This is a genomic window from Ruegeria profundi, assembly GCF_020171505.1.
Classification (GTDB): Bacteria; Pseudomonadota; Alphaproteobacteria; order Rhodobacterales; family Rhodobacteraceae; genus Ruegeria; species Ruegeria profundi.
Genome location: NZ_JAIUZS010000001.1, coordinates 230,052 through 243,344, shown reverse-complemented (window position 1 = coordinate 243,344; position 13,293 = coordinate 230,052). Strand labels below are relative to the sequence as shown.

Genomic DNA, 13,293 nt, shown 5'->3' with positions numbered 1-13,293 from the left:
TTCGTAATCACATGGCTTCGGCGAAGATATTGCCGGCTGTTTCCACGTTGATACCACCGGACACCGGAATAACCGCCCCGGTAACATAGCTGCCTCCTCGTCCGCACAGAAATAACATGCAGCCCGCAATATCCTCATCGCGTCCGACGCGCCCCAATGGCACCGTACTTCCCACCCGCTCTCGGGTCTCTTCGTCGGCGGTGGCAAAGGCGGTCATCTTTGAAACGAATGGTCCGGGTGCCAGAGCGTTTACGGTGATATGATGGGGCGAGAACTCCTTCGCCATGATTTTAGTCAGGTGCAGAACGGCCGCTTTTGAGGCTGCGTAACTATAGGCCCCGTCCCCCATTGGCACCTCTCCCATCACTGAGCCGACGTTCACGATGCGTGCCGGATCATCGGCCGAGCCCGATTTCATCAGCGTCGGAAGCAGTTTCTGCGTTAGCTCGAATAAACCGGCGACGTTTACAGACATGACTTTGTCCCAAGCATCGTAGGGGAATTGACCCATCGGGGCTCCCCATGTCACGCCTGCATTATTCATCAGTATATCAAGCCTTTCCGTGCGCTTGTTTATCTCGGTTGCTAATGCATCGATCCCTTCTTGCGTAGCGACATCACCGCCAAATCCTTCCGCGTGGCCCGAGGCGCCCAGTCGGTTCAGTTCAGAAGCAACCGCCTCGCAGGCCTCGACCTTGCGCGACGCAATCAGTACCCGCGCTCCCGCCCGCACCAATGCCTCGGCCGCCATTCGGCCAATACCGGTCGCTCCTCCGGTGACAAGCGCTGTTTTGCCCTGCAATGAGAATAGCGTTTCAGGGGTCATGGTCTGCTCCTTGGTATTTGGATCGCTAACAGGCAGTTTGTCGTGGAAACCTTTGATTTCTTGACAACACCTGCTGTGACGACAAAGTTCGTTCTGACTGAATAACATGGATAACAGGGCGAATATGCAAGCTTTACTCAGCGTCGTACCAGGAGGTCCTGAAACATTAGAGTTGAAGACCCTGCCCGATCCAACACCGGGTAAGGGGGAGCTTTTGGTTGGTATCAGGGCGGCAGGTGTGAACTTCCCGGATACATTGATCATAAAAGACCTCTATCAGATCAAGCCGCCGCGCCCTTTTTCACCGGGTGGAGAAATTGCAGGAGAAGTCCTGGCAATTGGTGAGGGCGTGACTGGTTTCACAATTGGGGACCGCGTTTTGGCGCTTACCGTTTATGGTGGGTTTGCCACGCACGTGACACTCCCCGCGGCAACAGCCGTTAAATTTCCGGAAACAATGCCCTTTGAAGATGCCGCTTGTTTCGTTTTTACATACGGTACGTCCTATCACGCCTTGAAAGACCGTGCTGCCTTGCAGCCTGGCGAAACACTTCTGGTACTTGGTGCCGCCGGAGGGGTTGGCTCGGCAGCGGTCGAGTTGGGCAAAGCGATGGGTGCACGGGTTATTGCGGCAGTATCCTCAGAGGACAAAGCCGCTTTTTGCCGAAGCCTCGGCGCTGATGAAACGATTATCTATGCAAATGAAATGGACAAATCGGCGCAAAAGGCATTTTCCTCTGAAATCAAGGCTCTGGCGGGGCCTTCGGGTGTGAATGTGGTTTATGACGCCGTAGGGGGTGACTACGCTGAACCCGCGTTGCGCAGTATGGGTTGGGCCGGGCGATATCTGGTGGTTGGTTTCCCGGCCGGAATTCCAAAAATCCCGCTGAATCTGCCCCTTCTGAAAAGCTGTCAGATCGTCGGCGTTTTTTGGGGAGCCTCTGTCTTGCGCGACCCCAAAGGCCATGCTGAAAACGTAAAAGATTTGTTTCGGTTATATGCCGAAGCTCGTATAAAACCAAAGATTAGCGCTAGATTTCCGCTAAATCGGGCGCCCGAAGCTTTGGCCCATCTCTCTAGCCGATCGGCGTTTGGGAAGATCGTAGTCATCATGCCCGACCAGTCGGAGCATGACTGAAACAGAATGTCATACTCGCCGAAAGCGAGAATTTGTCGGTGGACACTACCACCCATCCGCGACTAAGAACCTGTAATGGGGACAGTGAAGTAATGCTAAAAACCTTGATTTTAAACGGCCCAAATCTGAATCTTTTAGGAACCAGGCAGCCCGAGGTTTACGGAAGCACAACGCTTGAGATGGTTGAAGACCTTTGTAGAACCCATGGATCTTCAATTGGTTTTGAGGTGACTTGTTTTCAATCCAACCTCGAAGGCGCGTTGATTGACGCCATTCATTCCGCGAAGGGCGAACAGGACGGGCTCATTCTGAACGCCGGCGCGTATACGCATACGTCGATCGCCTTGATGGATGCGATTGCATCGGTCGAGCTGCCGGTGGTTGAAGTGCATTTGTCAAACATCCACGCGCGCGAAGATTTTCGGCATGTGTCCTATATTGCGAAGGTTGCGATTGGACAGATTTGTGGCTTTGGCCCGCAAGGATACACGCTGGCTCTGGATGCTCTGTCCGCACATCTGAAAAACAGGCAAGCTCAATGAAACTGAGCGAATACCTGCACTTTCTGAGCTATACCAAAACCCTGGAAGAGCTTTGGGATGCCCATTGCCGTCAGATGGCGAAGTTCGGGTTCGATAGGCTAATTTATGGCCACACGCAGTTTCGAACGGAAACATCACTGGGCGACCCCGAGGATTTCCTGGTTCTTACCAACCATGAAAAATCGTATTTGGATGGGTTCTTGCGCGACGGGCTTTACTTTCATGCCCCCATGCTGAAGTGGGCGCTGAACAACGAAGGTGCAGCAAGTTGGAGTATGGCGCAGGAAATGGCAGCCAAAGGAAAGCTGACAAAAGAAGAGTTGGACGTTCTCAACTTCAACAGAATGCATGGTGTGTCATTTGGATATACGGTCAGTTTCACGTCGGTGTCGATGCGGTCTAAAGGGGCAATTTCATTGTCTGCGGGTGAAGCAAACTCTCAGAAAGAGGTTGATGCGCTTTGGAAAGATTGCGGCGACGATATCTTGTTGATGAACAATGTCGCGCACCTGAAGATCCTTACCCTGCCCTATCACGCACCGAACCGGGCCCTGACAAAGCGTCAGCGCGAAGCTTTGCAATGGGTCGGAGATGGAAAAACCACCCAGGATATCGCTTTGCTGATGGGTCTGACCTCTGCGACGGTTGAGAAACATCTGAGGCTGGCGCGCGAGGCACTTTCAGTGGAAACAACGGCCCAAGCTGTACTGAAGGCTTCATTGCAAAATCAGATGTTTATTATGGAGGTGTAGACTGGATTTTGACGCCTTATTGCGTCAATTTACCTTAGGTAAGGAAATCATTACTTTCCGAATCTTGGCTGTTAGTTGCAAAATGACATTGTTCCGTGAGTGGTGGCTTTAGCCAGGGAACATTTGGTTGGATCTTTGCAATACCAAGGCGCTCCATCCGCTCTGACAACCAGGCGTCTATTTGTACGCGTCTGTGTGTCGGAATTTTGAGGGGCCCCGACCATCCCCATCTTGCGGGGTCCCTCAATTACCCCGCAAAAAAGGGCGCGTTCGCGCCCTTTTCTATTTTTATCGTCTTTGCCTGAAATGACCCCCGCAGTACGCGGATGGTTTTTTGAGTGTGCCCAGAACTTAGTCATCCGGGCACATTCACTTAACCTTGGGCGGCCTTTGCGACTTCGGCTGCGAAGTCTTCTTTTTCGACAACGATGCCTTCGCCAACTTCCAGACGGATAAAGCCGGTGATGGTGGCGCCTGCTTCTTTTGCCGCTGCTTCAACGGTCAGGTCAGGGTTCACGACGAATTGCTGGTTCAGCAGAGTGGATTCAGCGACGAATTTCTTCATGCGTCCTTCGATCATCTTCTCGATCACCTGCTCCGGCTTTCCGGATTCGCGGGCGATATCCATCTGAACCTGTTTTTCTTTCTCGACAACTGCCGGGTCCATGTCCGCCTCGGACAGGGCCGCTGGGTTCACAGCCGCAATGTGCATTGCAACCTGCTTGCCAATCGCTTCGTCGCCACCGGTCAAGGCGACCAGAACACCGATTTTGCCCATACCATTGGTTGCCGCGTTGTGAACGTAAGACACAACGGTGTCACCCGAAAGCTTCGCCATGCGACGCACCGACATGTTCTCGCCAATGGTGGCGATCTTGTCGGTTAGCGTGTCGGCAACGCTCTTGCCGCCCAGATCAGCCGCCAGCAGCGCCTCGACATTGTCGACGTTTTTGGCTGCGGAGGCGATCTTGCCAACCATTTCCTGGAACTCGGCGTTTTTCGCAACGAAGTCGGTTTCCGAATTCACTTCGACCGCGACACCGTTGCCGCCGTCCACATGGACAGCAACCAGACCTTCTGCTGCGGTACGACCCGATTTCTTGGCCGCTTTAGCCAGACCCTTGGTGCGCAGCCAGTCAACGGCTTCGTCCATGTTGCCGCCGGTTTCAGTCAGCGCCTTTTTTGCGTCCATCATGCCTGCGCCGGTCGAGTCGCGCAGTTCTTTAACCATTGCTGCTGTGATTGCCATCTCTTGGCTCTCCTCAATTCAAACGGATTTGGGGCAGGTCATACCCTGCCCCATATGTCATTTACGTGACGGGCAGCTTACGCTTCGGCTTTGGCTTCCGGCGCGGCTTCATCCGCCGGGGCTTCGTCGGCAACGGCTTCTTCAACCGGAGCTTCTTCGAATGCTCCAAGGTCAACGCCTGCTGCACCCATTTGCGCAGTCATACCGTCCAAAGCGGCGCGTGAGGCCAGATCGCAGTACAAAGCGATTGCGCGGGCTGCGTCGTCGTTGCCTGGGATGATGTAGTCAACACCATCAGGCGAGCAGTTGGTGTCAACAACGGCGACAACCGGAATGCCCAGCTTGTTGGCTTCGGCGATGGCCAGTGCTTCTTTTTTGACGTCGATGACGAACAACAAGTCAGGAACGCCGCCCATTTCACGGATACCGCCCAGCGAAGCTTGCAGCTTGGCTTGGTCACGTTCCATGCCCAGACGCTCTTTCTTGGTCAGGCCTTCGGCGCCGGATTCCATAGCTTCGTCGATCTGGTTCAGACGGTTGATCGACTGGGAAACGGTTTTCCAGTTGGTCAGGGTGCCGCCCAGCCAGCGGTGGTTCATGTAGTACTGAGCCGACTTTTCAGCGGCCTCAGCGATCGGGCCAGCGGCCTGACGCTTGGTGCCAACGAACAGAACGCGGCCACCTTTTGCAACGGTGTCACGAACAGCCTGCAGCGCCTGATCCAGCATCGGAACAGTTTGGGTCAGGTCCATGATGTGGATGCCATTGCGCGAGCCGTAGATGAACGGGCCCATGCGGGGATTCCAACGCTGTGTCTGGTGACCAAAGTGAACGCCAGCTTCCAACAGCTGACGCATTGAGAACTCGGGAAGAGCCATGCGGTATTTTCCTTTTCCGGTTTACGCCTGGGCGGGGGTGAAAGAAGCTGATGCTCCAACCGGCGGTCTTGATGAGGATGTCTCCCTCAAAAAGCCCAAACCCCGCCTGCGGGTTTGAATGGCGCGCGTATAAGGTAGGTTTTGTCGTTGCGCAAGGGGTATTCGCCCTTATTTTTCAAGCCGTGCCAAGCTATGAGCGTGGCGCACCGCCTCTTCACAATGCGCGGCCAGTGCCTTGCGGTCTTCAAAGTCGCTAACCTTGGCCGGGGCGTGATAAATCAGTTCGACACTACCCTGTCGGCGCGCGCCCAGCGTTTTGATCAGATGTGGACCAAAATCCATCTCGCCCCACCAGCCATAGAACCTTTCTGGCTGGCCTGTAGGCGCGTGGAATACAACCGACACCGGCTGCACGTACATGAACTCTCGCAACTCATCTGCGAAGAAAGCCGCAAAGAGTGTTGTTTTAAATGGCAAAACGCGCAAACCGTCTGTGGACGTTCCTTCCGGAAAAAACAGAAGTTTGTGGCCAGCCTTCAGGCGGGCTTCAAAGACTTTGGTTTGTTCCTTTGCCTTCTTACGGTCGCGCTCAATGAAAACCGTGCCAGTTGCGCGAGCCAGCCAGCCTATGACGGGCCATTTTGCAACCTCGGCTTTAGAGACGAAATAAACACGCTTCCTCGCATTCAGCGCGAAGATGTCCAGCCAACTTGTGTGGTTGGCCACCACGGCCCCGCGCTGCCGCATCAATTCGCCAGATGTCCGAAAACGGATTCCCAGAATCCGGAACGCGTTGCGACAGACGAATTGCGGAATGAACGGAGTGATCGGACGGCGCACGCCAAACAGGGGGTACTCGAATAGGCGAATGAGGACAAGAACGGCCAGCCCACCGAACACCAGCAAAGCCAACGGCACGCCACGCAAGACAACCAAAACCCAGCCCACCGGGCCAAGGACAACCGAATCTGGCGCATCCTCGCTGTTCCAGATCGGCTCACTCACTGCGTTGGACCCCGCCATAGATGCGCCGTTGACGTGAGTTCATGCGGGCAGTGTCGAGGATCAGACAAATATCTGTTGTATTGAACGCCTGGTCGATAAATGCACCCTCACCAACGAACCCCCCAAGCCGCAGATAGGCCTTGATAAGAGCCGGCACCTGCACCATAGCGGCCCGACGATCCAGATCTTGCGGCGCAACAAGATCCATGGACTCAAACTGCCCCGGTTGCGCCCTTACCCGAAGATCAGGGGGCGCCAGGTGGTTGTGATGCAACATTGATAAGGGCTGAGCCAATTTCTGAACGTCGGTTCCATGAAAGCTGGCGACACCGAACAAAACCTCGATCTTGCGTTCGTTGACATAAGCCGCAAGCCCGTTCCACAGATGGTACATTGCCGTGCCGCCGCGATAGTCGGGGTGCAGGCATGACCGTCCCAACTCTAACAGCTTCCGCCCGCTTTGTTTGAGGACGCTCAGATCGTATTCGTCTTCTGAATAAAACTGCCCAAGCTTTGCCGCGCAATCGCCGGATAACAGCCTGTAAACACCGATAACTTCGCCCGTCAGGTTGTCAATCGCCAGCATGTGGTCAAAGTATGGATCGAACTTGTCCTGCTCTAATCCGGCCTCGTGATCGACCATCTCTCCGCCACCACCCAGTTCACGAACAAAAACGTCATATCGCAGCCGCTGAGCCGCACGTAACTCGGCCTTGGTTTCCGCTAGTCTGATCGTAAAGGAAGAGCCCGCATCCGGCATTGGTGGTTCCGTTTTTGTTTGCGCGCTGATACCGCAATTTTCAGGGGTATGGCAACATAAGCAGATATGCGAGAAAGTTAACCTTTCCTAAACCAGTTTCACGGATCAAAGACTGGCATCAGGGCGATACGCGTTCCGTCAATCACCACTTTCCCTTGTTCGCGGAAGTTCACGGTGATTTTTCCACCGATGTTGGACTGTACCTGTCCAACGCCCCAATCGGGGAAATCGGGGTGGCGAACATACATGCCCGGTGCAAGAATGGCATTCAGGTCTGTCATCAGGGGCTCCCGGTCCGGCGGCAGATGCATCAGGAGGTACGCATGAGCGACACCACAGTCAACCTGGCGGAATTGATCGGTTCCAGAATCTGTCACGATCTGATCAGCCCTATTGGTGCGATCACAAATGGGCTGGAACTGCTTGAGATGGTTGGCTCAATCCATGGCCCTGAGATGGAGTTGATCTCGGGCAGTGTCGGCAGCGCAGGTGCGCGCATACGGTTTTTTCGGGTCGCGTTTGGTTCGGCCAGCGCTCATCCGCTGGGGCGCGCCGAAGTTTCAGAGTTGCTGAGGGATATCGAACGCGCAGGGCGCTTGCGCGTGAATTGGCACCTGACCGAAGCGATCCCGCGCAACCAGGTCAAACTGGTCTTCCTCGCTTTGATGTGCTGCGAAAGCGCAATGCCGTTTGGCGGCGAGGTCACAGTAGAACAAGCGGGTGAAGATTGGGCGATAACCGGTTCTGCTGACAAACTAAATGTAGAGGCGGATCTGTGGAAAAACCTGACGACGGGGCAGTTCGCAAACAAGCTTACGCCTGCGCAGGTGCAATTTCTTCTTCTGCCTGAGACTGCCGCGTCAATGGGGCGGCGGGTGGTGGCCGAAACCACCTCAACCCGAGTGGAGATCCGGTTTTAGGACCGTGTCGTTCCCTCTCCGCGAACAAGATATTTGAAGCTGGTCAACTGCGCAGCACCCACCGGACCGCGCGCATGCATCTTTCCTGTTGCGATCCCGATCTCGGCGCCCATACCAAATTCGCCACCATCGGCGAACTGCGTCGATGCGTTGTGCATCAGGATCGCGCTGTCCAGTCGTTCAAAGAATCGCGCGGCAGCGTCTGCGTCTTCCGTCATGATACAGTCGGTGTGGTTGGAGCCATATTGACGGATATGGGCAATGGCTGCGTCGATATCGGCCACGGGTTTAGCAGCGATGATACTGTCGAGGTATTCTTTGCCCCAATCCTCTTCGGTGGCAGCAACCGTTCCATCGATGGCCAGATCGCCCTCGGCATGCACTTCTACGCCTGCAGCTTGCAAAGCGGCAACAACGTCCCTGCCCAGCGTTTCAGTCACGTCTTCGTGGATCAACAGACACTCCGCTGCACCGCAGATACCCGTACGCCGGGTTTTGGCGTTTAGAACGACATCCAGTGTTTTCTTAGGATCAGCAGCTTTGTCGATGTAGATATGAACAATGCCCTCAAGATGGGCAAAGACGGGAACGCGGGCTTCGCGCTGAACCAGGCCAACCAGTCCCTTGCCCCCGCGCGGCACGATAACGTCAACGTAATCCGTTAAGGTCAAAAGCTCCTGAACGGCGGCACGGTCCCGGGTTGGGACCAACTGAATGGCGTCTTCGGGCAGATTGGCGGCCTTTAGCCCAGAAACTAGACAGGCGTGAATAGCACTTGAGGAATGAAAGCTTTCCGATCCGCCGCGCAGTATCACCGCGTTGCCAGATTTCAGGCACAGCGCGCCTGCGTCCGCAGTGACGTTCGGACGGCTTTCATAGATTACGCCGATCACGCCCAACGGAGTGCGCACCCGCTGGATGTTAAGGCCCGACGGCATATCCCATTCCGTAAGCACTTCGCCCACAGGGTCAGCTTGGTCTGCGACAGTGCGCAGCCCGTCAACCATGCCCTGAATGCGGGCCTCGTCCAACATCAAGCGATCCATCATCGCCGGGCTCAGCCCCTTTTCGCGCCCGAACTCAAGGTCCTTTTTGTTTGCCGCGATGATGTCGGCCCGGTTGGTCCAAACTGCATCTGCAGCAGCGATCAGCGCTGCGTGCTTACGTTCGGCGCTGGCAAAGGCCAAGGCGGCCGAGGCCGTCTTTGCGCGCTTTCCGAGATCGGCCATCAGTGTGGGAATGCTGTCGAAGTCCTTCATCTCATGTGCCTTTCGATCAGGTGCGTGGTGTACTTTCATCGCGCTTCTACAGCGCCAAATCGTCTCGGTGGATCAGGACCGCCCGTCCCGGATATCCAAGAATGGCTTCAATTTCCGAAGACTTGCGGCCCTTAATTGCGTCAGCCTCTTGCGCGGTATATCGGCTGAGACCTTGCGCCAAACGGCGGGCTGCCGGATCCAGAATAGCCACCGGATCACCGCGGCCAAAATCTCCGGTCACTTCAACGATGCCAGCGGGAAGTAGACTTTTCCCATTACCAAGCGCGCGGGCGGCACCGGCGTCAATCACGATTTCACCGCGTGGCTTCATCGCAGAAATCCAGCGTTTCCGCGCCGCATGCGGGTCCAAGGTCGCCGTGAACCAGGTGCAATTTGCCCCATTATCAAGCGTCTTCAAAGGGTTCAGAGGCGATCCTTCAGTAATTGCCATATCACATCCCGCAGCCGTCGCCATCTTGGCCGCCAACAGCTTGGTCTTCATCCCGCCTTTGGACAAGCCCGATCCGGCATCCCCCGCCATGTTTTCAATCTCAGAGGTGATTTTTTCGATCACGTCGAAACGTGTGGCCGAACTGTCTTCATTCGGATTTCCGGTATAGAATCCGTCCACGTCTGATAACAGGATGAGCTGGTCGGCGCCCACAGTGACTGCGATCTGTGCCGCCAACCGGTCATTGTCACCATAGCGAATCTCATCGGTCGCTACCGTGTCGTTTTCGTTAACAATCGGAACGACGCCCAAGCTGAGCAGTGTTTCCAGCGTCGCGCGAGAGTTCAGGTATCTGCGACGGTCGGTGCTATCTTCGAGCGTGACAAGAACTTGCCCGGTCGTGATCTTATGTGGCGTCAGCGCCTCTTCATAAGCACGCGCCAATCGGATTTGTCCAACAGCCGCCGCAGCCTGAGATTTTTCAAGCGCCAATGTTTCCATCGGCAAACCCAGCACCCCGCGACCAAGGGCAATTGAGCCGGATGAAACCAGAACGACATCCGTGCCCTGCCCCTTTAGCCAAGCCACATCCTGCGCCAAGGAATGCAGCCAGTCCGATCGCAACAAACCCGAGCTCCGATCCACCAGCAAAGCAGACCCAATTTTGACCACCAGTCGTTTGGCAGAGGTCAGGGTTGCCACGTCCTCGCCTCCTCAGCGGGCTTTTGCCGTAAGCGGTTCTCGTCAATCTGTGCCCGTAATGCACGCAATACGTCGGTTACACCCAGATGGGCCACACCTGACATGGTCATCACTGGGCCGCCAACGGCCTCTTCCAATTCAGTTTTGGCAAGATCGCGTTCTCCGTCGTCCAGCGCGTCGACCTTGTTTAGCACCGTAATCCGCGGCTTTTCGGCCAATTCGCCGCCATAGGCCTCAAGCTCGTGAATGATTGTTCGGTAGTCTTCGGCAACCGTTTCGGACGTTCCGTCAACAAGATGCAGCAGAACGGCGCAGCGTTCGACGTGGCCTAGGAACCGATCGCCGATACCCCTGCCCTCATGCGCACCTTCGATCAGGCCGGGGATGTCGGCCACTACGAATTCAACATTGTCGACACCAACAACGCCGAGATTGGGGTGCAGGGTGGTGAAAGGATAATCGGCAATCTTCGGGCGTGCATTCGATGTGGCGGCCAGAAAGGTCGACTTGCCCGCGTTGGGCATGCCAAGCAGGCCCACATCGGCAATCAGTTTCAGCCGAAGCCAGATCGTGCGCTCAACCCCAGCTTGCCCCGGATTGGCCCGGCGCGGTGCCTGGTTGGTAGAGGACTTAAAGTGCAGGTTGCCAAAGCCGCCATTGCCACCCTGGGCCAGCAGAAACCTCTGACCCACCTCGGTCAGATCGCAGATGACCGTTTCTTCGTCCTCGTCCAGGATTTCGGTGCCGACAGGCACGCGCAGAACGATGTCATCACCATCCTTGCCCGTGCGCTGTTGCCCGCGCCCCGGCTGGCCGTTTTTGGCGAAGAAATGCTGCTGATAGCGAAAGTCGATCAGGGTATTCAGCCCATCCACGACCTCAACCCAGACCGAGCCACCTTTGCCGCCGTCCCCGCCATCGGGTCCGCCGTATTCGATGTATTTTTCGCGCCGGAAGCTGACGCAGCCGCTACCACCGGCCCCAGACCGGATGTAGACCTTTGCAAGATCGAGAAATTTCATGACTGTCCCCTACTGCAAAGGCCCCATCGGCCACAAGTCAGAGTTTTTTACTGTACGTCCAAGTGGGCACATTTGCATCGCGCGCCACGGAATAGCTTTCGGCATCGCCAAGATACTGGAACCCGCAATGGGTCAGTACACGGGCCGAGGCCGGATTATCTTGAAACACGCTGGCGAACATGGTCGCATTCCCCAGCGGATTTGCGTTGACCAACGTCTCCACTGCGAGCGACGCAATGCCCGTGTTCCAGTAAAGCGGTGCCACCCAATACCCCACTTCGGTCTGATTGCGATCCAACCGCGTCAACGAAATCAGGCCGATCAGCTCAGGCCCGTCATCCTTGGTCGCGTCCATGGCCCAAACATCTTCTTCCCGATCTTCGGCCATCGCGCGGGCCACAAGGGCCTCAATCGAGCCGGGCGGCAAGGGGTGCGGGATCGACGTTGTCATGCGCGCAACGCGCTCATCACCGGCGTAATGTTCGATGAGACCCATATCCGACCGACGCAACGGGCGAAGGTCGAACCGTTCGGTTTCTATGACCGGTTGGTTAATGATTGTCTCCAGCTTCATCTGTGCGTTCCTCCTCCGAACACAACGTAAATTCTGACGCGAATTTAAATCTTATCTGCGCCTACATTGGATATCTGTTCCCCGGCGATCATTAGCAGCGCGGACAACCGGGCCGTTTAAACGGACAGGTATGTAGCTTGCTGAGCAGGTCATCGGGGCGATTCATCAAAACTGCGTTAAAACGAGAAAAGGGACCGGCATTTTCTGCCGGTCCCCCATGAATTTTCAAAAACCTTCTGGGTTTCGGCTTACTCTGCGGCCTCCGCCACTGGCAGGACCGAAATAAAGGTGCGGTTCTTTAGTCCCTTGTGGAACTTCACGGCGCCATCAACAGTAGCAAAGATGGTGTGATCTTTGCCCATGCCTACGCCTTCACCCGGCCAGAACTTGGTGCCGCGCTGACGTACGATGATGTTGCCTGCGATAGCCGCCTGACCACCATACAGTTTCACGCCAAGGCGACGACCTGCTGAGTCGCGACCGTTACGGGAGGAACCGCCAGCTTTTTTATGTGCCATTCTCTCTCTCCTTAGCCTTTGGCCAGTTCTTTGGCCTGCTCAACCCATTCGGGTTTCACTTTGATGGTGTCGATAGCAGCAATCTGCTCATCCGACAAGGCGGCCAGAGCGGCAAAGCTCTCGATACCGGCCTCATTCAGCTTTTTGGCAGCTGCGGGGCCGACACCGTTCAACTGAGTCAGATCGTCAGCGGCAGCAGCGGCGGGTGCCTCTGCTTTGGCTTCTGCTTTCTTGGCAGGCTTTGCAGCAGGTGCCGCTTCGCCAGCCGGAGCAGAACCGGTAGCACCTTTGATGCCCGACTTGTCAGCGCCCGACGACAGGATGTCGGTGATTTTGACCAGAGTCAGCTTCTGACGGTGGCCAACGGTACGCTTCGAGCTGTGCTTACGACGGCGCTTGACGAACTTGATGACCTTGTCACCTTTGATCTGTTCGATCACTTCGGCCTGTACGCCTGCGCCTTCAACGAAAGGTGCACCAACCACCGGGGCGTCGCCGCCCAGCATCAGAACATCGTTGAATTGAACTTTTTCACCTGCGTCGGCAGCCAGTTTTTCAACGCGGAGGATATCGCCCGCCTGAACCTTGTACTGCTTGCCGCCAGTCTTGAGGACCGCAAACATGCGTCTTTCCTTTTTCAAACCGCGTTCTGTGGTCCCCGGCTGGGTGTTTTGGCTTTCGCCACCTCGAACAGCGC

The 13,293-nt window shown here is 55.8% G+C and carries 16 protein-coding genes; 4 read left to right on the top strand and 12 right to left on the bottom strand.

The annotated features are described in order from the left end of the window. Window positions 1-7: 7 nt before the first annotated feature. Window positions 8-826: an SDR family NAD(P)-dependent oxidoreductase gene (locus LCM21_RS01115; RefSeq protein ID WP_224888952.1), complete on the bottom strand. Its 819-nt coding sequence runs from the start codon at window positions 824-826 to the stop codon at window positions 8-10. 124 nt (window positions 827-950) lie between these two features. On the opposite strand from LCM21_RS01115, the gene LCM21_RS01110 reads away from it, so the two are divergent. The 3 genes from LCM21_RS01110 (at window position 951) to LCM21_RS01100 (ending at window position 3,258) form a co-directional block, all read left to right on the top strand. Beyond that, window positions 951-1,964, top strand: coding sequence for an NADPH:quinone oxidoreductase family protein (locus LCM21_RS01110; RefSeq protein ID WP_224888951.1), 1,014 nt, complete (start codon window positions 951-953; stop codon window positions 1,962-1,964). A 92-nt stretch (window positions 1,965-2,056) separates the two neighbouring features. Continuing rightward, a complete protein-coding gene (gene aroQ, locus LCM21_RS01105; protein WP_068331233.1) occupies window positions 2,057-2,506 on the top strand; it encodes a type II 3-dehydroquinate dehydratase in 450 nt (149 codons plus the stop codon). Continuing rightward, window positions 2,503-3,258 (top strand): helix-turn-helix transcriptional regulator, encoded by a 756-nt coding sequence (locus LCM21_RS01100; protein WP_068331231.1) that lies wholly within the window; start codon window positions 2,503-2,505, stop codon window positions 3,256-3,258. Before aroQ ends, LCM21_RS01100 begins: the two co-directional genes overlap by 4 nt. Window positions 3,259-3,631: 373 nt before the next feature. On the opposite strand, the gene tsf is transcribed toward LCM21_RS01100, so the two are convergent. From tsf to LCM21_RS01075, 5 genes are all read right to left on the bottom strand, one after another. Next, on the bottom strand, window positions 3,632-4,507 hold the full coding sequence (tsf, locus tag LCM21_RS01095; protein WP_224888950.1) for a translation elongation factor Ts: 876 nt from the start codon (window positions 4,505-4,507) through the stop codon (window positions 3,632-3,634). A gap of 77 nt (window positions 4,508-4,584) precedes the next feature. After that, window positions 4,585-5,385 (bottom strand): 30S ribosomal protein S2, encoded by an 801-nt coding sequence (rpsB, locus tag LCM21_RS01090; protein WP_224888949.1) that lies wholly within the window; start codon window positions 5,383-5,385, stop codon window positions 4,585-4,587. A 168-nt stretch (window positions 5,386-5,553) separates the two neighbouring features. Continuing rightward, window positions 5,554-6,408, bottom strand: coding sequence for a lyso-ornithine lipid O-acyltransferase (gene olsA / locus LCM21_RS01085; RefSeq protein ID WP_224888948.1), 855 nt, complete (start codon window positions 6,406-6,408; stop codon window positions 5,554-5,556). Continuing rightward, a complete protein-coding gene (gene olsB / locus LCM21_RS01080) occupies window positions 6,383-7,150 on the bottom strand; it encodes an L-ornithine N(alpha)-acyltransferase (protein ID WP_224888947.1) in 768 nt (255 codons plus the stop codon). Before olsB ends, olsA begins: the two co-directional genes overlap by 26 nt. A 98-nt stretch (window positions 7,151-7,248) precedes the next feature. Continuing rightward, window positions 7,249-7,431 (bottom strand): DUF3553 domain-containing protein, encoded by a 183-nt coding sequence (locus LCM21_RS01075; RefSeq protein ID WP_010440107.1) that lies wholly within the window; start codon window positions 7,429-7,431, stop codon window positions 7,249-7,251. 42 nt (window positions 7,432-7,473) lie between these two features. On the opposite strand from LCM21_RS01075, the gene LCM21_RS01070 reads away from it, so the two are divergent. Next, the gene (locus LCM21_RS01070; protein ID WP_224888946.1) at window positions 7,474-8,070 is read left to right on the top strand and encodes a histidine phosphotransferase family protein; all 597 of its coding nucleotides are present in this window, start codon (window positions 7,474-7,476) and stop codon (window positions 8,068-8,070) included. Here the strand turns inward: LCM21_RS01070 and LCM21_RS01065 are convergent. From LCM21_RS01065 to LCM21_RS01040, 6 genes are all read right to left on the bottom strand, one after another. Beyond that, the gene (locus LCM21_RS01065) at window positions 8,067-9,329 is read right to left on the bottom strand and encodes a glutamate-5-semialdehyde dehydrogenase (protein WP_224889702.1); all 1,263 of its coding nucleotides are present in this window, start codon (window positions 9,327-9,329) and stop codon (window positions 8,067-8,069) included. The two genes, LCM21_RS01070 and LCM21_RS01065, sit on opposite strands and share 4 nt — an antisense overlap. A 46-nt stretch (window positions 9,330-9,375) precedes the next feature. After that, a complete protein-coding gene (gene proB / locus LCM21_RS01060; protein WP_224888945.1) occupies window positions 9,376-10,482 on the bottom strand; it encodes a glutamate 5-kinase in 1,107 nt (368 codons plus the stop codon). Next, the gene (gene obgE / locus LCM21_RS01055) at window positions 10,470-11,504 is read right to left on the bottom strand and encodes a GTPase ObgE (RefSeq protein ID WP_224888944.1); all 1,035 of its coding nucleotides are present in this window, start codon (window positions 11,502-11,504) and stop codon (window positions 10,470-10,472) included. The genes proB and obgE overlap by 13 nt, the downstream gene beginning before the upstream one ends. A gap of 37 nt (window positions 11,505-11,541) precedes the next feature. Further along, window positions 11,542-12,078, bottom strand: a complete 537-nt coding sequence (locus LCM21_RS01050) for a GNAT family N-acetyltransferase (protein WP_224888943.1) — start codon at window positions 12,076-12,078, stop codon at window positions 11,542-11,544. 248 nt (window positions 12,079-12,326) lie between these two features. Beyond that, complete coding sequence (gene rpmA, locus LCM21_RS01045) at window positions 12,327-12,596, bottom strand: 50S ribosomal protein L27 (protein ID WP_010440093.1); 270 nt, start codon at window positions 12,594-12,596, stop codon at window positions 12,327-12,329. Between the two features lie 11 nt (window positions 12,597-12,607). Further along, entirely contained in the window at window positions 12,608-13,219 is a 612-nt protein-coding gene (locus LCM21_RS01040) for a 50S ribosomal protein L21 (RefSeq protein ID WP_224888942.1), read from the bottom strand. Between the last annotated feature and the right edge of the window lie 74 nt (window positions 13,220-13,293).